12 protein-coding genes and 5 pseudogenes are annotated in these 19,487 nt (G+C 58.4%); 8 read left to right on the forward strand and 9 right to left on the reverse strand.

Annotation, left to right across the window (positions count from 1 at the left end):
- Positions 1–5: 5 nt before the first annotated feature.
- Positions 6–335: pseudogene (locus NLM33_RS41120) on the forward strand (ATP-binding protein); the annotation flags it as partial.
- Between the two features lie 25 nt (positions 336–360).
- Here NLM33_RS41120 and NLM33_RS41125 read toward each other — a convergent pair.
- Both NLM33_RS41125 and NLM33_RS41130 read right to left on the reverse strand, forming a co-directional pair.
- Positions 361–2,424, reverse strand: coding sequence for a recombinase family protein (locus NLM33_RS41125; RefSeq protein WP_254104131.1), 2,064 nt, complete (start codon positions 2,422–2,424; stop codon positions 361–363).
- On the reverse strand, positions 2,417–2,590 hold the full coding sequence (locus NLM33_RS41130) for a hypothetical protein (RefSeq protein WP_254104133.1): 174 nt from the start codon (positions 2,588–2,590) through the stop codon (positions 2,417–2,419). Before NLM33_RS41130 ends, NLM33_RS41125 begins: the two co-directional genes overlap by 8 nt.
- A gap of 312 nt (positions 2,591–2,902) precedes the next feature.
- Here NLM33_RS41130 and NLM33_RS41135 point away from each other — a divergent pair.
- Positions 2,903–3,226 (forward strand): annotated as a pseudogene (locus NLM33_RS41135) (ATP-binding protein); the annotation flags it as partial.
- Between the two features lie 6 nt (positions 3,227–3,232).
- On the opposite strand, the gene NLM33_RS41140 reads toward NLM33_RS41135, so the two are convergent.
- Positions 3,233–5,335, reverse strand: coding sequence for a recombinase family protein (locus tag NLM33_RS41140; protein ID WP_254104135.1), 2,103 nt, complete (start codon positions 5,333–5,335; stop codon positions 3,233–3,235).
- Between the two features lie 517 nt (positions 5,336–5,852).
- On the opposite strand from NLM33_RS41140, the pseudogene NLM33_RS41145 reads away from it, so the two are divergent.
- A pseudogene (locus NLM33_RS41145) lies at positions 5,853–5,984 on the forward strand (ATP-binding protein); the annotation flags it as partial.
- Between the two features lie 298 nt (positions 5,985–6,282).
- On the opposite strand, the gene NLM33_RS41150 reads toward NLM33_RS41145, so the two are convergent.
- From NLM33_RS41150 to NLM33_RS41160, 3 genes are all read right to left on the reverse strand, one after another.
- Positions 6,283–7,866, reverse strand: coding sequence for a bifunctional diguanylate cyclase/phosphodiesterase (locus NLM33_RS41150; protein ID WP_254104137.1), 1,584 nt, complete (start codon positions 7,864–7,866; stop codon positions 6,283–6,285).
- 1,008 nt (positions 7,867–8,874) lie between these two features.
- A complete protein-coding gene (locus tag NLM33_RS49515; protein WP_305880507.1) occupies positions 8,875–10,284 on the reverse strand; it encodes a GGDEF domain-containing protein in 1,410 nt (469 codons plus the stop codon).
- Positions 10,285–11,227: 943 nt separating this feature from the next.
- Complete coding sequence (locus NLM33_RS41160) at positions 11,228–11,860, reverse strand: HAD-IA family hydrolase (protein WP_254104139.1); 633 nt, start codon at positions 11,858–11,860, stop codon at positions 11,228–11,230.
- Between the two features lie 108 nt (positions 11,861–11,968).
- On the opposite strand from NLM33_RS41160, the pseudogene NLM33_RS41165 reads away from it, so the two are divergent.
- Positions 11,969–12,199 (forward strand): annotated as a pseudogene (locus NLM33_RS41165) (transposase); the annotation flags it as partial.
- A gap of 212 nt (positions 12,200–12,411) precedes the next feature.
- Here the strand turns inward: NLM33_RS41165 and NLM33_RS41170 are convergent.
- The 3 genes and pseudogenes from NLM33_RS41170 to NLM33_RS41180 all read right to left on the reverse strand — a co-directional run bounded on the left by NLM33_RS41170 (position 12,412) and on the right by NLM33_RS41180 (position 13,521).
- On the reverse strand, positions 12,412–12,612 hold the full coding sequence (locus NLM33_RS41170; protein WP_254104141.1) for a hypothetical protein: 201 nt from the start codon (positions 12,610–12,612) through the stop codon (positions 12,412–12,414).
- A gap of 30 nt (positions 12,613–12,642) precedes the next feature.
- Positions 12,643–12,768: pseudogene (locus NLM33_RS49415) on the reverse strand (transposase); the annotation flags it as partial.
- A 399-nt stretch (positions 12,769–13,167) separates the two neighbouring features.
- Entirely contained in the window at positions 13,168–13,521 is a 354-nt protein-coding gene (locus NLM33_RS41180) for a transposase (RefSeq protein WP_254104142.1), read from the reverse strand.
- A 436-nt stretch (positions 13,522–13,957) separates the two neighbouring features.
- On the opposite strand from NLM33_RS41180, the gene NLM33_RS41185 reads away from it, so the two are divergent.
- The 4 genes from NLM33_RS41185 (at position 13,958) to NLM33_RS41200 (ending at position 19,429) form a co-directional block, all read left to right on the forward strand.
- Complete coding sequence (locus NLM33_RS41185) at positions 13,958–14,917, forward strand: calcium-binding protein (protein ID WP_254104143.1); 960 nt, start codon at positions 13,958–13,960, stop codon at positions 14,915–14,917.
- A gap of 196 nt (positions 14,918–15,113) precedes the next feature.
- Positions 15,114–15,728 carry a methyltransferase domain-containing protein gene (locus NLM33_RS41190; protein ID WP_254104144.1) on the forward strand — a complete coding sequence of 205 codons (615 nt, stop codon included), beginning with the start codon at positions 15,114–15,116 and terminating at the stop codon, positions 15,726–15,728.
- Between the two features lie 133 nt (positions 15,729–15,861).
- On the forward strand, positions 15,862–18,096 hold the full coding sequence (locus NLM33_RS41195; protein ID WP_254106131.1) for a peptidase domain-containing ABC transporter: 2,235 nt from the start codon (positions 15,862–15,864) through the stop codon (positions 18,094–18,096).
- Positions 18,086–19,429, forward strand: coding sequence for an HlyD family type I secretion periplasmic adaptor subunit (locus NLM33_RS41200; RefSeq protein WP_254104145.1), 1,344 nt, complete (start codon positions 18,086–18,088; stop codon positions 19,427–19,429). The genes NLM33_RS41195 and NLM33_RS41200 overlap by 11 nt, the downstream gene beginning before the upstream one ends.
- Positions 19,430–19,487 lie beyond the last annotated feature (58 nt).

Genomic DNA, 19,487 nt, shown 5'->3' on the forward strand with positions numbered 1-19,487 from the left:
CCCGTATGCTCAACCATCCCACCCACGAACGCCTGATCGAACTCGGCTTGAGAGGCATGGCGAAGGCCTTCGAGGAGCAGCGACGATCGCCTGATCTCGAAGCCTTGCCGTTCGAAGATCGCATCGGCCTGCTGGTCGACCGGGAAGCGGCGGAACGCGACACCAGGCGGCTCACCACGCGCCTCAAGCTGGCCTCGCTCCGCCAGAATGCCTGCGTAGAGGACGTCGATTTGCGCATACCGCGGGGTATCGACCGGGCCGTCTTCGCCAAGCTCGTCAGCGGCGACTGGATCGATCGCCACGAGAATTTGCTCATAACCGGGGCGACCGAGCTGGTTGCATGATGCACATCTCCCTATGTCATTGATAGTCGAAGCTTTGTTGCCGGATATCTTGTGATACTGCACGACCGTTCTTTGCCGCAAGCCGAACTTCGTGCAGGTCGAGATCAGTCTCCCGGATCACATACGGTGCGCCGACGCAACTTTGCTTAGCCGGCAAGACGCCATCCTTGATCAACCGTACCACCGTCATCTTGCTGACGCCCAAACGACTGGCCGCCTCATGCAGGATCAGCTCTCCGCGCCCGCTGCGCTCGCCGTCTCGATACACAGCGACATTATGATCGTTGCGGAAGACGCAAACACGCTGCTGCGTCCACGTGTGGCCCTTCGCCGTTCGCATGCCAAGTCGATTGAGGATGGAGGCGATGCTCCCGTCCGGTAGCAAACGCGCTAGATCACGGATTAACTGTTCGATCGTGGCACTGGTCTTCCAACGATGCTGCCCGGCGCGGTTTTTCGCGACTTCCAGCATAGTGTGGTCGCCGCCCTTCCAGTGCAACTTGAGATGCAGCACGCCTGGCTCGACTGTAACGATGATCTCTTCAAGCACCGTTCTCAATATCCGCTTGCGTGTCGCGACCGAGGCGTCGGGATGCTTCCAAAGTCGCGCAACATCCGTCCCTAGCGCCAAAATCTCCGCACGAACAGTTTCGGTTACAGCGGGTGGAAGAGTCTCTCGAACGAGGCGTATCTCCTCCTCAAGGCGTGCCACCTCGGCTAGCCGTTCATTCCAGCGTCGTTCGAGATCTCCTGCAACAAGTCTATTGTCTGGATCAACGGCATCATATTGTCGATGAGCTCGAGCCGCCTCATAGCGCGCCTGTTCAAGCGCAAGCTCAATCTGTCGGAGCCGCTGCGCGCCATCGTGCTCGCGGTCGGCAATCGCTTGCAGCGCTGCTTCTAGGCCAAGTGGGGCGATTAGTGCCAACACCTCGGTTGATACTGCGGTATCGATGCGCATGTTGCCGAACGCAATACATTTCGTCCGACGCCCATGATTCACGACGGCATCGTTGCAGAGGTATCGCGCAACGCCTCGCAATCCGTTGTGTTGTACCTTGAGCTTACGTCCGCAATGTCCGCATCGCAGCAGGCCGACCAACAATCCACCACCGTTGCGCACGGACCCCGGCACCATCTCTCCCTTCATGTTGGCGTTCCCGTTGATGGTCCGCTGGTTCTTCTCATAGTCGTCCCAGAAGATATAACCTTCGTGATGATCACGAATCAAAACCTCCCATTCTTCCCGCGGCCGGCGCACGCTGCGCGTGATCAGTTTGCGCCCAGCTTCCACGCGAACCTGTGATCCGGTCCGGCCAAACACATAAGCGCCAGCGTAAATCGGATTGGTCAATAGTCGGTGGACCGTATTGTAACGAGGCAACTGCCATTCTACCATACGGCCACGCGGCCCATGCACGATAATCGGCATCTTCAAACCCTCGTCGCACAGCCAAATGGCCACCTGACGGACGCTGCCGAATTCGGAGAACTTGCGGAATGCCAGATGAAGGGCTTCGCGTACACGTTTATCGGGGTCAATCTCCAACCGGTCATCAGCGCTGCGCACATATCCGACCGCTACGCTCGTGTGAAGGTCGCCGCGTGCGGCCTTGAGGCGTAAGGCCTCTTGCGAACGCTGGCGCAGGATCGAAAGTTCGAGTTCGCTGAATGTCCCCTTCATCCCCAGCAGCAAACGATCGTTGATAAGCTTTGGATCGTACACGCCGTCTTCGTCGATAATCAGGCTGTTCACCAACGAGCAGAACTCCAAGAGCGTGTGCCAATCGCGTCCATTACGGGCTAGCCGTGAAGCCTCGATGGCGAGCACGGCGCCGGCTGCGCCGGTGCAGATTGCGGCTAACAGGCGCTCAAAGCCCGGGCGCGCGGTGCCACCGCCAGAGCGCCCCAGGTCTTCATCGATGACGATCACATTGTCCCAGCCAAGAGCTCGCGCACGCGTTGCGAGCGCGTACTGTCGCCGGCGACTCTCCGGATTGTTGGCAAGCTGATCGGACGTTGATTGTCGTACATAGACATAGGCGCTCCGCGACAGGTGATGAGGCGCGATCTTATTCATCGTTCACCTCGCTTACCTTTGCGCGGCCTGCGCCGCACTCGTCGAGCAACAGCTTGAGTAGACTCACGATCTCGGCGCGAACTATCGGGCCGAGCTGTTGCCGCTGTATTGCGTTTGTTGCGAGCTCCAATAGATCGAGTTGTTGCTGCTGTGAGTTCTGCTCCATGATCGTCTCCACCCGTTCGAATCGTGTCCGGAGAAGACGATAACGATACAAGTTGTGCATCAACGAGACCACGAAGCTCACGCAGCGAGTCTAACGAAAGCCGTGGGACTTCGACCGTTCGCAGGGCCGCTGCGCTGCTCTCAGTCATCCACGCCGGAAGCAAAACACGGCAGCCATCCGGCTGTTCGATCGCAAAGTGAAGGCGCCCCCCGTGAATGAGCCGCCTGTAGGCGACAACACATTCTCCAGCGTGAGGATGATGCGGATAGCGAATAACAACTTCAAACGGCTGTTCGTGGGCAGTATGTCGTGGGCCTGACCGGATTGGGCAAAAGTTGGTTAGCCTGTGCTCTCGGCCACAAGGCCTGCCGCGACAATCGTTCGGTTCTCTACCATCGCGTCCCAAGATTGTTCGAAGCGTTGGCGCTCGCGCGCGGCGATGGACGTTACGCCCGCTTGCTCAAAACCCTTAGCCGCGCCCAGGTTCTGATTTTGGACGATTGGGGACTGTCGGTGCTCACCGCCGCCGAGCGGCGAGATCTACTGGAAATCCTCGAGGACCGCCATGGCCGTGCCTCCACCATCATAACCAGCCAACTCCCCGTGGACACATGGCACGAAGTTATCGGAGAGCCAATGACTTCATGATGCCTCCTTCTTCGAACGCTTGGTGCGTCGTACCCGATTACGAAGCTGACTGATTTGGTCGTCTGAGAGCTCGATCTGCCATGGCTGGCCTTTGGTTAGCTGCCGACCTGCCAGCAATCCCCGCGCGAGATAATCGAACACCGTCTGCGGGGTCACCCCAAGCTCAGCCGCTGCGCCCTGAATCGAGAAGCTGCCGTCGGGCCAGCGCATCGGATTCTTGTCCACGCCGTTGATTTTAACGGTGGGAATGCCCCAGCGGGTACGTAATAGCCAGACATTCTCGCCTTTGAAGTCGCAGCCTCGAGCCGCGACGAAGCCTTCCTGATTGAGTATTGCCGCGATCTCGCCATCCATTTTGTGTTCAGCGTTCAACTCGACGATCCGTTGACGCAATCGAGCAATGTCGATGTAATCGCGGTAGGTGTGAACGCGGCGTTGCACGTGATGCTCGCTGATTGCGCCGGTCTGCCAGACGATCTTGAGCCACACCTGACCTTGGGCTCGCTTCTGATCAAGAACGACTTGGCGGATGACAAATCGAAGAATGCGCTTGCGATCAGCTGCCGACGTGGTCGCCGCGTTCCAAATCCGCGGCAGGTTCTCGGCGAGCGCTTGTAGCCCTGCGCGTTCCACTGGGCCAATCAGAAGCGGCTCTTGCGCGCGCCAACGCGCATGCTCCTGCTCGACCGCCTCGACGACGCGCAGCCTCTCCTCCCAAGCCCGCTCGAGTGAGCGCGCCACAAGACGGTTCTCGGGCTCTACGGCGTCATACTGACGCCGAGCGCGCTCGGCGTCGTAGCGGGCGCGCTCCACGCGAAGCGCCCACTGGCGCTCGAGCTGACGGCTCTCCTGCTCCAGTTGGCCCGCGGCTGCGATTGCGATCTCAATCTGATCCGGCACCAGAGCATCGAGGACCATCCGCTCGACCAGCGCGTCAACCGCCAAGGCCCGGACTTCCTGGCACATCGCACTGCCTTGCTGGTCCCGATCCGAGCGGCAGCAATAGACCGGATAGTCGGCATTCGGGCCCGTGTAGCGCATGCTCATGCGCCGTCCACAACGACCGCAAATCCCAATTCCCTGCAACAGGGCTGCCCCCTTGCGCGGTACACCCGAGTGTCCTGCCTCAAAGCGGCAGATGTTATCCGCCAGTCGCCCCTGGTTGGCCATGAACTCCTCCCAGCCGATATAGCCTGGGTGAGCGGCGTGGAGGCATACCGCCCAATCCGCGATCGCCACCTTGACCGTTCCCGTCAGCGATCCCGGCCGGCATCGGCTCGGATCCTTTTGCCGGCGGCCATAAACATAAGCGCCAGCATAGGCCGGATTCTGAAGGATATTAAGGACGCGTGTACTATCTGGCGCACGCCAGACGATCTCGTGTGGAGACGGTCCAAGCAGCGGTCGAGCCGGCAAGAACAATCCGTTCCTGTCCAAGTAACGCATCACACGGCGAGCGCTTTGCAGTTCCCGGAACTTGGCGAACACGAGATGCAGACGAGCCTGCACCTCCTCATCGGGATTGAGAATAATCATGCCTGCTCGATCGTAGGCGAGCCCGGCTGGCAGAGGTAGCCGCAGTTCGCCCCGCGCCGCCTTCTGGCGCTCCCCTTGGTGAAGGCGCATCCGAAGTTGATGCAACTCCGCCTCGCTCATGATGCCGGACAAGCCCAACAGCAAGCGGTCGTGGTAGGCGCGTGGATCGTAAAGCCGCTCGCCATCCGCAATGAGCACACCGAATACCGAGCACAGTTCGAGAAGCTGATGCCAGTCCCGGTTGTTGCGGGCCAAGCGAGAAGCGTCGAGACTCACCACAAGACCTGCGTTGCCAAGGCCGATCTCGGCGATGAGCTTCTGGAAACCATGGCGATCCACGCCGCCAGCGCCGGATTTGCCCAGATCCTCGTCAATCACCTGGACGCGCTCAGGCGGCCAGCCCAGACCGATGGCACGATCGACAAGGCGGTACTGCAGCTCGGTGCTCTCCTGATGTTGGCGCACCTGGTTCACGGATGACTGCCGCACGTAGACGTAGGCCAACTTGGCTCGGTGTGCGGTCGTGAGCCGCTCGTCAGCGATGTTCGATCTGATCAGCACGACCCAGTCCCCTTCCGGGCGTGCCGGGGATCGCTTGCATTCGCCGCATCAGCGCGGCGATTGTTTGAGCAATCTGCGTTTGCGTCGCGGTCGACAGATTCGGCCAAAGGCGCGGAATGTCGGCTGTCGGATGGCCGGAGGGATTTGCCAACGTCGGCAGGGGTCGATACGCAACGTGACCTGGAAGCGGTCGGTGGGTCATCGCGAATCACCTTCTCGTTGAGAAGGCCCAGACTCGCGCTCAAATGTTGCATCAATGGGATCAGCGTACGCACACTGATGCGCGGCAGATCGGCCGCGTTCGGGCAGGAAGTGATCGACGTCTCGGCAAGGTCCGTCGACGCGATCCGAACTCCCCGCCGTCGTCCGTCCGGCAGCGCGACAACAACGTAGGCGGGACCACGTCCCGACCGCTCCTTCAGCACTTCAAGCCGGTGCCCGAACAGAAAATGATGCGGGTCGGTGATCGTGACGTGAGATACGACCCGGTCAAGAATAGGGGCACTCTGTAGTGTTCGGTGATCCCACGCTCGCCGACGCCATTCTGGATCGCCTCGTCCACAACGCTCACCGCCTCGAGCTTGCCGGCGAAAGCATGCGAAAACGCAACGCCAAAACCATCACCCTTGACGAGCAGCCGAAACGCTGACCCTATCACCGCCTCGGCCGGAGCGAATTGCTCACGATCGTCTGAATTCAGCGCTCATGATCGCGCGAAATCGCTGCTCATCATCAGTGAAATATGCACGATGGCCCGGAGTTCATCCGGCGACAGCTCAATCCCTATCGGCCGGTTTGGCGCGTGATGACTGATTTTCGAATCAGTCATCACGCGCTATCTTCTTGTTTGAAACATGACTTTCTCGGAAGGCCGATATCCACCTTTCCGGGGCATGCTCAAGGAGCCGTCATATGCCGATGCTCCCCGAACAACCGAGCACGTCGACTCACCCATGCAGGCTTCTTGTCCCATCTTCAGCAACCACCGTGCGGCCAGACTCGCGATTAAGCAGCGCGTGGATACCGGCGGCCGGGACGGCAGCACTGAACAAGTAGCCTTGTCCTTCTGTACAACCATTGGCCACCAGATAGGCGAGCTGGCCTGCGTCTTCGATGCCCTCGGCCGTGGTCGTCAAGCCAAATTCCTTTGCGAGGCGAAGGATAGCACGAACGATCACCCGGCTGTCGGTACTGTCGTCGAGATGCGACACGAAGCTGCGGTCTATCTTGATCTTGTCGAGACGAAACGAAAGCAGCTTGCTAAGCGTAGCATAACCCGTTCCGAAGTCATCGAGCGCGATGCGGACGCCCGCTTGGCGGAGTACATCAATCACGGTCTTCGCAACCCCGATCTTTTCCACAAACGCGCTCTCGGTAATTTCAATCTCCAGGCGACGCGGACTGAATCCGGTTTGCCCAAGGATCGATAAAATGCGCTGTCCAAGCGCGGGATCACGCAACTGAATGGGCGAAATATTGAAGGCGAGCGTAAGCGTCTCCGGCCACGCATTGGCATCGAAACAAGCGCGACGAAAAAGTTGATCTCCAAGAGCGTTGATTAGGCCCGTTTCTTCTGCAATCGGAATAAACACGTCGGGCGGAATATGCCCAAATGTCCTGTTTTCCCAACGCGCCAGCGCCTCGAACCCGTTAATGCAATTACCCTTGAGCGAAACCAGCGGCTGGTAGTGCAGCTCGATAATATCGGCCGTGATAGCACTGCGAAGTTCTCGCTCGATCTGGATGCGCCGCTCGACATGCATGTCCATCTCTGGTTCGAAAAAGCGAACACACGACCTGCCATCGCCTTGTGCGCGATAAAGTGCACGCTCTGCGCGCCTGACCAATTCATGGAGATTGAGGCCGTCGATCGGAGCGATGGCGACACCAATTCCAACACCAAGCTCGGCCATCGCAAAGGTGTCGGCGGCGGACGCCACAATACGGCGCGCCAGATTGGTGGGATCCTCAGGGGAGCTAATGTCTGGCAGGACAATCCCAAATTCGTCGCCTCCAATCCTCGCCAGGACGCCATCCTTGCGCAAGATGTCGGTGAGCCTGTTGGCAAATTCGCATAGCGCCTTGTCCCCAGCTGCGTGGCCATGCGTGTCCTTGATCCTCTTGAAGCCATCAAGGCCAACCATCAGAACGGCGACTTGGTGGTGCGTGTTGCCGGCGATGCCAAGGCACGCATCAAGTTTTTCATCAAATAAGCGACGGTTAGGCAGGCCCGTCAATGGATCGTGTCGCGCCAGATCGCGCGCTTCTCCTTCCGCAATGGCTCGTGCTTTGGTTTCGCGCACGAGATCTCGATAGCGGCGGACACTAAAAATTGTCAGCGCAACGCTCAGGAAGAACGCGACGAATACGATGTCGTCGAACGCCGAATCCGCATAGCCGCGTCCGAGCTGAAACAAAAGAGAGCCAAGCTCATAGACATGCGCCGAGATCGAGGCAAGAACGACGCCCCCAAAAAGAGCAATGAAATCCCTCGCGGCAGAACTACGCCAATCGAACCAATCAGCGCGCAATATCCGTGATCGTGGAGTTGAGAAACTCATTACAGTCGAACCTTCGCTGACGCTGGTTGTTCCAGAGCGCATCCTCAGAGGTCGTATATACGATAACGTACCACCCGAGAATGTGTCGAGTTCGAAGCTCGAGCAACGGCTTCGCGAGCCGCGGCGATAAACGGCCGTCGGATCGCGATAGTCGTTCCCGGCAAGTGTTTTCGAGCGACCCTGCAAGGTGCACAACGCGGCCGAAGCCACGATTCGCACACTCAAGATGCCACTTCAAGCCTTTGAGGGCTCTGGGCCGCGCGAGTGGCAAGAGCGAATGAAGGGCAGCTGCATAATGGCTTACCTGGCGCAGCGCGGCATAGGCGACCTCCAGCAACTGCATGTTCCTAGGTCTTGAGCAGCGAAGAATACGGCGCGCCTGCTCGACCAGCTCCAGCTCGAACCTTGCGACCGCGAGCCATTGTCCTACTCGCGACGTTGATGGATAGGGCGGCTCGCTCGACCGCGAAAAGCAAGACGGGATCTACGATATTCGCCGTCACGGTGGTCCGAAGGCAGCAGGAGCACCATGGTCGCGACCCGCGAACCTTCTCGGTATCGCGATGGTCGACGAAGAACCTTCCGGTATCGTCGATGAGAGTCTTATAGAAGTCGGACGCCACCGGCTCGCTCACACCAAGTTCGCGTGCGACATCCGCGATCGGTCGGGTTAGAGTGTTGTCCCAGTGGCCCTCCCATCCAGAACTTGACGGCGCGACTTGCCAGGTTCTCCGGACCTCGCGATCGACAACAGCCGCTTCTCTCGCCCAAAAGAAGGCGGCTTGCGATCGCGACAAGTTGCTCGCCCTGGATTGGCAGAATCGGAAAGGCGACCCTGCCCACGCCGTCGACATCGATCGCCGGCATGCAGATCTCGCGCTTCCCGCCAACGGCAGAAGTCACCTGAACGCGTGACGGAACGAAAGCTGTTGAACAACGCCGTACCGACTAACGACATGGCAATTCCCGGCAAACAGCCTACGCGACAATCACACGATTGCGACCTTCAAATTTTGCGCGATACAGCCGCTGATCGGCGACGTTCAGGAACCCGTCAAGCGTGTCTCCATCGCGCCCGAACTCCGAAACCCCAACACTGATGGTGAGGCCGACCGACGGTTGAGCTCCGACGTCGAACGCAGCCCCTTCAATGGCCGATCGAAGGCGCTCGGCTACCGTGCAAGCCGCGTCAAGCGTCGCTCCCGGCAGCAACACCATAAATTCTTCACCGCCAACGCGCGCGACAGAGTCGTAAGGGCGGATCGCCTCCAGACACTTTCGCACGAATGCGCGGAGAACCTCATCGCCGACACTGTGGCCACGTGAGTCGTTGATATGCTTAAAATGATCGAGGTCGATCGACAGCAGAGATAATGGAGCACCGCTTCGTTTGGTCCGCGCGATCTCGTCGCCGATATGCTCGATGAAATGGCGCCGATTTCCGGCACCGGTCAGTGGGTCAGTGGCGGCAAGGCGTTCCAACCTTTGATTGCTCAGTTGCAATTGCTGTAGCGCTCTTTGGGTCTCGGCCATCGATTCGGCCAAGCGGGCCGTCATTTCGTCCTGGCTATAGATGGTCGAGAATGATTGCGTCGTTCGGAAAGCCTGGACAACGCCATAGCTTAGCAGGAAGAACCCGCCAGCAAAAATCGCGTGGGCGAGCCACCACATATGATTCCAAGGCGCCGCAAGAATGAATGCGAGCGACGATAACGCAAACCACGCGACCGAAATGCCGAAAATAAGCATGAGCGGGGAGTGAATCCGCCTCGTCAGCATAGCCGCGACGTTCAGCGCGCTGAATACCAGTGCGCCGCCCTCCATGGACAAGCGTACCGAGGGATGTCCCGCATAGGGGGAGTAGGCGATCAGCGCGACGGCTATGTCCATCGTTAAGAACAGGCCGATCCATATCAGCCATGCGCGCGCATCGGAACGCTTCTCAACCTCGTCTGACGGCTGGTTGTAGCTGAGTAGCCCAACGAAGAGCAGAATCGACATCACAAGACGCGACGCTGGCCCATAGAGCAGAAACAGCCAAATATTGCGGTGTGCCATCCCGGTGAAGGCGCCGTGCGGCGAATAGATCAGCACGAAACCGAGAAAACCCAGCGTCAACCAACGCAACAGAGGTTCGCCTGAAGACTGGTAGCAACGCCACGTCACATAGGTGACGAACAGTCCTTCGAGGGTGGCGACGGCAATCGCGAATTCGTGGAACAGGTGATTTTCGAAGGTTAGCGTAGGATCCTGATGGAAATACAGATAGGCGGTGAACTGGGCGGGCATCAGGGCGAAAGCGATGAGGAGAAGGCGCATATACGCCTGTGTGACCAGCCGGAGCGCCTTGGTCGGTTCGTGTACAGCAAGACTGGTGTTCATATGCATATACCGTCTCCCATGATGACCTGCGGTCGTTTCATGGACTCTTGAACGTCTCCGAGGGATACTCTGTCCCAGAGCACCGTTGGTCCCTGCTGTACTACCCAAATGAAGGAGCCATGGAGCGTCGCGGTCGGAAGGCCATACATGCCAACGCGCGCGGTCACCACTGGCCGGTGCTTTCCGTCCATCTGCTGCACCCCGTCGAACAGTCGGCGGCGTCGATAGGATCCGCCTTGTCGTCCAGGATCTGCCCAGGTCCCGCCGCTGGGATCAGCAGACCGTAGGCTACATTTGGCTACATTTATGTGTTCGAGCCCATCACGTTCAGCCTGCCCGCTCCGCTGACAGTCAGCGTGTCGTGTGTGTTCAACAGATGGTCCCAGCTGCTGCCGCGAGTTGTTACGGTCTGCGGGGCGTTCGAAAACGCACCATCGGAAGACGAGATAATCACGAGCCCGTTGAGGAAAGGTTCTGTGTATGACGTACTCATCCGTCTGCCCGCCGCCCGCGCCGCGGCGACATCGGTCCGCTACTGGTTCGGCTCCGAACCAACACGTTTGATGAGCAACGCCGTAAGCGTCAGCACACTTGGATTGACAAGTGTCTTGTAGACCATCTGAGGCCTCCTTCGTGTGGAATATGCCCGCATTGCACACCAAGGCTGTTAGCATACCTAAGCCTGTTGAGTTAGCCGCCTGCCAAACCTTGTAGGATTCTAACGCAACGAGATCTGCCGGCAAGCGCTACACTTGCGATGCTGGCACGCAACTTGCTGGGCTATGACGACATCACCGAATTCCTTTCCAGCCACCATCCACCCGCGGTGATGTAGGGCGGCCTCGCCTCAGGCGGGTCCGCTCGCTCAAAGATGCATGCTGGTGTGTTGCGTGTAAGCGACGTTTTGACTCGTTTTGACCCCACCTTGGGACAAGCGCCTGATAAACTCTCAGGTCCATGTCCGCGCGATTTGCTCATTCAGCTGAGACATGTCGTGAAGCGCCGTCGCGTCTTGGTGGGCGGATGACGGATCGTGTGGTAGGTAGTGGAACGCCACCATTCCAGCCGCGATTGCGGCTTGGATACCAACATCGCTGTCCTCTACCACCGCACATTGGCTTGGCGTAAAGCCCCTTTCTTGTGCGGCATGGAGAAAGAGGCCAGGCTCGGGTTTCCAGATGCCGATATCATAGGAGCTGAAGGTGCGGTCAAAGTAGGATGCAAGTCCGCTTATTTCGAGCGCCTGTAGCATCTTCGCTGGAGGTCCATTGGATGCAACGCACTTGGAATGGCTCAAGTTATCAAGCATCGCTACAACGCCGGGCATAGGCTTTAAATCGCGCGCAAATAACTCTGAGACGCGCCCGCGGTGGTTGTCTTCAAACGTATCGGGCAGGCGTCTGCCGATACGATGTTCGATGTCGGCGAGAATAGCCGAGAGCTTTTTGCCGCGGTATCGTTTGACCAATACCTCGCCAGGATCGCTCAATTCCGGCAGCAGGTCGAGAAAGGCTTGACTACAAAGGGTCTCGCTGTCAACGAGCGTGCCATCCAGATCAAAAATGACGCAGATATCTGGCATCTGCAAAAACTCCCACTGCCGTTTCAAGTCGTCCCAACCTTAGTGTCCGACCGAAAAATAAGTTGAGTGATATCAGCGAGTTCTGATTCCATTGGTGTTGCGAAGCATCTGGAGGGGTTGCTTCCTGTGCGGGCCAAGCGCGGGCGGCGCCCGAAATGGAGCTATCGCGACATCGTCGAGGCGGTGCTCTATCTGCTGCGCGGCGGGTTGCCGTGGCGCATGCTGCCGCCCACTCTGTTTCCACCAATGACCACGGTGCAGTACTATTTCTACCAATGGCGCGACAGCGGATTGTGGCAATCGATCAACCACGCACTTCTGATGCTGGCGCGCGAGGCGATCGCCGGCGCCCCTCGCGAGTGCTCGTGTTGGGTGCCGAACCACGCGCCGCCAATCTAAAAACGCTCTCTATTATGCGGAGCCGATATCGTCCAGAAGCGAGCAAAACCGCCCATCTTCGTGTCGACTCCGCATAATCATGACCGCCGCATAGTTGCGGAAGTCGACCGGCTTGGTCGCCACCATCACTCGAACCGTTCCGGATGGACCAATCACCGGCCAGCCTTCAGCGCGTGAACGATGGCCGCGATCATCGTCGCATCCGCGCCACGGCCGACCCGGATCGTGACGCCGTCGACCTCAATCTCGATCATTCCGACGTCGGACCTGGACTTGCATCGCGGCGGTTTGGGCTCGTTGCCAAGAACAGGCGTCTGCGCGACCGCGCCCACCACCGCCGGCACGAACTGCAAGTCTTCCGATCGGGAACGCTCGGCCGCGGCTTCTCTCAGTTGGCGGCGCCAACCAAACAACTGCTGCGGCGATAATCCATGGCGCCGAGCCACGGCACAGACCGAGTCACCACCCGCAACGATCTCGGCAACAATCCGCGCTTTGTCTTCGTCGCTCCACTTCTGCCGTAAGCGTCGTTCCGCTTGGCTCTTTGCCGCTTACACCTTCTGGATGACGATGCTCAATCGTTCCGCTCCAGACGCGCCGCCAACCCTCGCGGTTGACCGCGACTGGAATGGGCGTGCTCGATCGCCTCGTCAACGACAAACCAAAAGCGAGACAGAAAACGCTCTCGCACAATCTCATCAAGATCGCCTAGCTCGGCAGTCATCTCGCCAGCGCCAGCGATCCGCCCCCCGGCAATACGGTCTTTTGGCGCGGGCTGTCGCGCCTCACCGACATCGCGGTGGGCGCGACGGTCAGTCGGAGAAGAAATTGATACGCACGTTCAGCTCAGCATCTGCATGATTTGGAGCGATGGGGCATCTTTGACCAGTGAGATGAACAAACTTGGGTCAGGGATTGTGTGCTCGGCCAGCCGCTACGCTCGGTGGCCAAGCCTCCTCGAGTTTCATCTTTTCGAGCATAAGATCCGTGACAAGTTTGCGCAGGCGCCGGTTCTCGACTGCGAATTCTTCCAATGCACGACGCATTTCATCTATGCTAGGGGGAGGCGAACTCGTGCCCGCGTTACGCCCCTCCGAAGATTGCCCCTCGTCCTTGCTGAGCGGCAGTTTGCGCCAACGATGGAGCGTCATGATGCTCACGCCAAGCGTCTTGCAAATGGCCACCTGCGAACTGCCTCCTCCGGCCAGTTCATTTGCCTGAGCGAGTTTCAGTTTGATCTCTTGATGAGAATGTTTCTTCATTCGGACCACAAAACAATTCCGAGTAACTCGCCGCCAGCTTGAGCAGGGGGCAGGCCAATGTCAAATAACATACATGCAACGTTAGATAACTTACAAATGTCACTCAAGTGGCGATAAAGGAGTGGCGATAAAGCTGCCATATATTGGTGGTCCTAGGTGATAATCGCCAATTAGTAGTTGGTTTGATGTTGATAGGTGCTGCAGCGAGATGCAGCTGCCGCTCGCCGCGAACCGTCGTCGAGCAGATGGGTCGACTTCATCCTTGACAGGGATGGAATGCGGACATAACATTCGTCCTAACAAATAAGAGCGCATTCGTTATGCGTTGCCGATTGCGGGGCGAATGCAAGCTCTTAAATTTGGCTCAAGTTAGAGTATATTCAGCACGTTCAACGGCTCGTCGCATCTTCCTCAGTAAAACTTGAAGGGGGGGCCCATGGCCGTCTCGTACCTGACGAAAACTGAACTCGATGATTTTCTCCACCATAGCGGAAACCACATCGAGCCGAGTGTTAGGTCGGCATTGATCGACTCGCTCCAGCATAGCGGAGTATTTAGTGATTATCCCGGGGATGCCTCGAAGGCTGTGTTTCAATCTGGGCCGTTCTCGGGAGGGAGCGTTGCGCCGGGTGTTCAGATCCTTGACGTTTCGCAGTCAACGACCGTCGAGACCACGTCAGACCTGAAGGCGATTATTTTGAATGACGCTGGCGGCAAGAGGCTCGATGTGATTGGCGGGCATAATGATGTGTTCATCGCTATGGGGAAAGGTTCCGATAGCGTAAACTTATATGATTATGGGAACGATACGGTCTATGGAGGTAGCGGCAACGACGTTATCCGCGGTGGACACGGTAACAGCTCACTGTGCGGCGGCGCGGGTAACGACAGTATCTATGGTGGTAGCGGCAACGACACTTTGGTCGGCGGCAGCGGTAACGACTATCTTGAGGCGGGCACCGGCGCTCAGCTGCTCGAGGGCGGCAGCGGCAACGACATTCTGCGAGATTTATCGTCGGGCCACAGCACCCTTATCGGTGGTGATGGTAACGATACGCTAATTGGCGTCCAGGGCGATGTCTTTGAGGGCGGTGACGGCAATGACGTCTTCTGGGTCTACGGCGGCGAGTCAGGAGCGAACTCGACGCTGCGGGGAGGAGACGGCAACGATACATTCTATCTTCAGACCCACACTGGAAATGATACGATTATAGGCGGCGCAGGCTCGGACACCGTGGATTTCGCCGATCGCTCCTCCCTTGATGTCACCAAGGTCGATGTCGACGAGAAGACAAAATCCTACACGCTGCACTTCGAGGACAGTCAGACGGTGGTGGTCAGTGACGTCGAATATCTCCACTTCACCGATGGAGACGTGCAGTTGCCGAAGCTCTGAACCGGCGCCTGCAAGCTGCGCCGAGAAAGCTCCGCTGCTGAGAAAGCCCCGCTCATGGCGGGGCTTTGCCTTTGAGCTGAGCGGCTTTCGCATCTTATGTACGATGTCCTTTCGCTGGTGCCTGTGTTGTGGTTTGCTAATGTTGTCATCTGGCTCTCTCGCCGCGACTGGTGCGGGCGCGGATTAGTCTCTCACGATGAAGCGATTGCTCAACGCGGGCTCAGGATCCGGTACGGCGCAGCGCATCGCCCCGATGATGCTCGAACACGGTTGGGAAGAGACCCGGTTCGACATTGACCCGAACGTCGAACCAGATGTGATCGGCTCGATCCTTGAGTTGAGTGGCGCGTTCAAGCCTCAGTCCTTCAACGCGGTGTGGACATCGCACGTGCTCGAGCACCTGTATGCCCACGAGGTCTATCCTGCATTGCGGCAGTTCCATCAGGTCCTTAAGCTCGATGGTTTTGCCTTGATCATGAGCCCGGATCTGCAGTCGGTCGCTCAATTCATAGTCGACCATGGCATCGACGCAATAGCCTATCATTCGCCGGCGGGGCCGATCAGCCCGCTGGACATGCTCTATGGCCATTCGCGCGCGATCGAGAAGGGGCGCGTCCATATGGCCCACCGCACCGGATTTACGGCCGAGCGGCTCGGTAATCTCCTGCTGATGGCCGGGTTTCCGACCGTTTCGATCATCAGCCGAAATTTCGAGATCTGCGCGCTCGCGCTTATGCCCGAGACCGACGGTGAGGCCGTCCAGAGGTCTTTGTTAGAATCCGGCTTCAATTTTCAGGAAGCCCAAGCGTGAGGTATCCGTGAGTGTGGCCAAGCCATCCCTTACAATTTGAACGATAAGTGCGGTTGGCTTTTTCCGCCGTTAAATGTTATTATGGTAGCTGAATGTTAGTGTCCTAACATAATTGGCAGATCACTTGACCCCCATGACCGCCCACGGTGCCGATGACCGGAACTTGGCCGATGCGGCGCCCGCATCGGCACTTGGGTGCCTGATTATCATCGCACGACAGCACGGGCTGCACCTCACGTCCTCACAGCTCATCCAAGACAACCTGCTGCCGGACGAGAATGTCACAGTGCATCAGCTTGTCCGCTGTGCGGAGAAAGCGGGCATGCGCGCGAAGTGCGTCAAGCTCAATTGGAGCGGGCTCTCTCATCTGAAGAAGGCGCTCCCGGTCATCGTTAGGCTTCGCAATGGGAGCCACATGGTACTCCTGCGTGTGGAGGGAGGCGTCCACGATACGCGCATCGTGCTGAGAGATCCGAATGCCGCGGAAGACGCGCTGCTCGTTGTCGACCAACCACGATTTGCAGATATCTGGTCCGGCGATATCGTCCTGATCAAGCGCAACTACGAGATATCGGACGAAGCGCAGCCGTTCAGTTTCGGCCTGGTAGCCGCGCTGTTATTTCGCGAACGCCGCATGGTCCGCGACGTCGCGATGGCCGCATTGATCCTCGGGCTCCTCGGCCTGGCGCCGATCATGTTCTGGCGCTTATTGTCGGACAAGGTGATCTTCTACAAGGCGTACAACACGTTCTATGTGCTCTGCGTCGCGATGCTGGTGGTCATAGCCTTCGAGGCGACGTTCTCGTTCTTGAAACAGTTCCTTGTCCATCGCTTGACGACCAGGCTGGACGTCAAATTGTCGACCTACGTCTTCGAAAAGGTCCTCAATCTTCCCATCGACTATTTCGAGCAGACGGCCGTCGGCCTCGTCGCGCGCGACATTCGCGAAGTCTTTCGCATCCGCGCGTTCTTGATGGGGCAACTGTTCGGCACCATTCTCGACTCTACGACGCTGGTGTTCTTCCTGCCCGTCATGTTCTTCTTCAGCCCGGTCATGACGTTCGTGGTTCTCGCGTTGTCGACATTGATCGTCGCGTGGCTCGTCCTGATGTTGCCGAATTATCGCAAGGCGTCGACTGCCGTGCTGGCTGCGGAGGGCGCGCAGGGTGCATTCTTGGTTCAAACCTTGAATGGCATCCGGACGATCAAGTCGCTCGCGCTAGATACGCGGCAGCGCCACATGTGGGATGTTTTGGTCGCACGCGTCGCCAAGGCCCGGCTCGTGGAAGGCATGACTGGAAACGCCATCCAGTCGGTGGTGCGTCCGCTGGAGCGGCTGGCCGTCAGCGGCTCCTATGCGCTCGGCGTCTATCTCGCGCTCGAGAGCAACGACCCGGTCTATATCGGGGCGCTGTTTTCATTCCTGCTGCTGTCGCAGCGCGTCTCGGGTCCGCTGATGCAGATGGCACAGCTCATCAATCAATACGACGAGGCGCGAAGTGCAGTTGCAATCGTCGGTAATCTCGTTAACCTTCCAGCGGAAGAGAACCGTTGCGGCCATGGCGTGCGGTCGCCGCTCGAGGGCAAAGTGGAGTTTTCCGGCGTCACCTTCAAATACAAGGGAGCGCTATCGCCGACGCTGAACAACATCTCCTTGGAAATCCCGCTGGGGACTACTTTGGGCGTGATGGGCAAGAGCGGATCCGGCAAGACCACGATTACGCGTCTGCTGCAGCGGCTGCATTCCGACTATGAGGGATTGATCAAGATCGATGGCGTTGATGTTCGCGAGTACGACATCGACCATCTCCGTCGTAACGTGGGTGTGGTGCTCCAGGAGAATTTTCTGTTCAGTGGGACCATCCGCGAAAACATCGCTGCGGCCAAGCTGGACGCGTCGTTCGATGAGGTGGTCAGGGCGGCTAGGCTCGCGGGTGCGCAGGAATTCATCGACAAGCTGCCGCGTGGCTACGAGACGCATATCTATGAAGGTTCGCCGAACCTCTCGGGAGGGCAGCGGCAGCGGCTCGCGATCGCGCGTGCATTGATCGTCAACCCACCCATCCTGATTCTCGATGAGGCGACAAGCGCGCTCGACGCCGACAGCGAGGCGATCGTGAACGCCAACATAACGCGCATCGCGCATGGCCGGACTCTGATTATCATGTCGCATCGCCTGTCGTCCCTGACAAAGGCCGACGCAATTCTCGTGCTTAATCGTGGTGTGGTCGACGATATCGGGCGGCATGAGGAGCTCTTGGCGCGCAACGATATCTACAGTTCGCTGTGGTATCAGCAGAACGCGCATTTGATGCCGGCAGCCGGCAACGATCGAGCAAGATTCGGGAGGCCGACGCTTGTCTCCTAATGGCGCGCTTGCGACCGTTCGCCAATTTCAATCGGAAACGGATGCGATCCGAGAGGAGGCTGAGCCTCTGGTCGCACGAGCAACACTGTTTGTGCTCTCGGCCTTCCTGGTCACGATCGTTGCCATTCTGGCTCTGACGCGGATAGATCGCGTCATCACCAGCGTTGGGGGGCGGATCGTGCCGGTGGGACAGATCAGCGTCCTTCAGGCGCTGGATCCATCGATTATTAAGACGATTGACGTGCGGGAAGGCGAGCAGGTCCAACCGGGACGGCTTATTGCAACCCTGGACGCGACCTTTACGTCGGCGGACCTGACCCAGGCGAAGTCGCAGATCGCTAGCCTCGAGACTCAGGTGGCGCGCGATGAAGCCGAGCTGAACCAGCATCCGCTGGTCTTTGCGAGCAAACCAGGCCCGGACTACCAGAAATACGCAGCCTTGCAGAAGGCGCTCTATGATCAGCGGATGGCGCAATATACCGCTCAGATCAATAGTTTCGATTCGAAGATGAAGCAGACCCAGGCGACCATGGAGAAACTTCGCGGGGATGATGCGCGATATCGGCAGCGTGACGAGATCTTGCAGAAGATCGAGACCATGCGCACGACGCTGGCCGACCACGGCACGGGCTCGCAGCTCAATATGTTTATTTCCCAGGACACAAGGCTTGAATTGCTGCGGACCCTGGAGAACACCCATAGCAGCCTAATCGAAGCCCAGAATACGCTCGCCGCGTCAATCGCGGACCGTGACGCCTTCAAACAGCAATGGTTTGCGCAACTGAGTCAGGATCTCGTGACGACCCGCAACAAGCTCGATGAGGCGAGAGCCTCTTATGAGAAGGCGCTCAGGCACCAGGATCTGGTCCGATTGACCGCCGCCGAAGACTCGGTCGTGTTGACGATCGCAAGGCTCTCGGTCGGGTCGGTGCTGAAGCCCGGCGATCCCTTCATTACCCTGATGCCGACCGACACTAGGCTCGAGGCTGAAATTCGCATCGCCTCGCGCGATGTCGGTTTTATCCGGCCCGGAGACCCCTGCACGATGCGGATCGATGCGTTCAATGCCGCCGAGCATGGTACAGCCGAGGGCAAAGTGCGCTGGATCAGCGAGGGCGCCTTCACCGCCGACGATGATGGAAGGCCTATCGAAGCCTACTACAAGGCGCGGTGCTCCGTGGACTCGACGAACTTCAAGGATGTCCCGAAAAACTTCCGCCTCATTCCTGGCATGACGCTTGCGGGAGACGTCCATGTCGGCACGCGGTCGGTCGGAATGTATCTGCTTGGCGGAATGCTGAAGGGCATCCGGGAGGCCATGCGTGAGCCATGACGGCATTGACTCGATCGCTCCTCCAATGGCTTTGGCGCGCCTCTCGCAGCTCTGACGA

This window comes from Bradyrhizobium sp. CCGUVB1N3, from assembly GCF_024199925.1.
GTDB lineage: Bacteria > Pseudomonadota > Alphaproteobacteria > Rhizobiales > Xanthobacteraceae > Bradyrhizobium.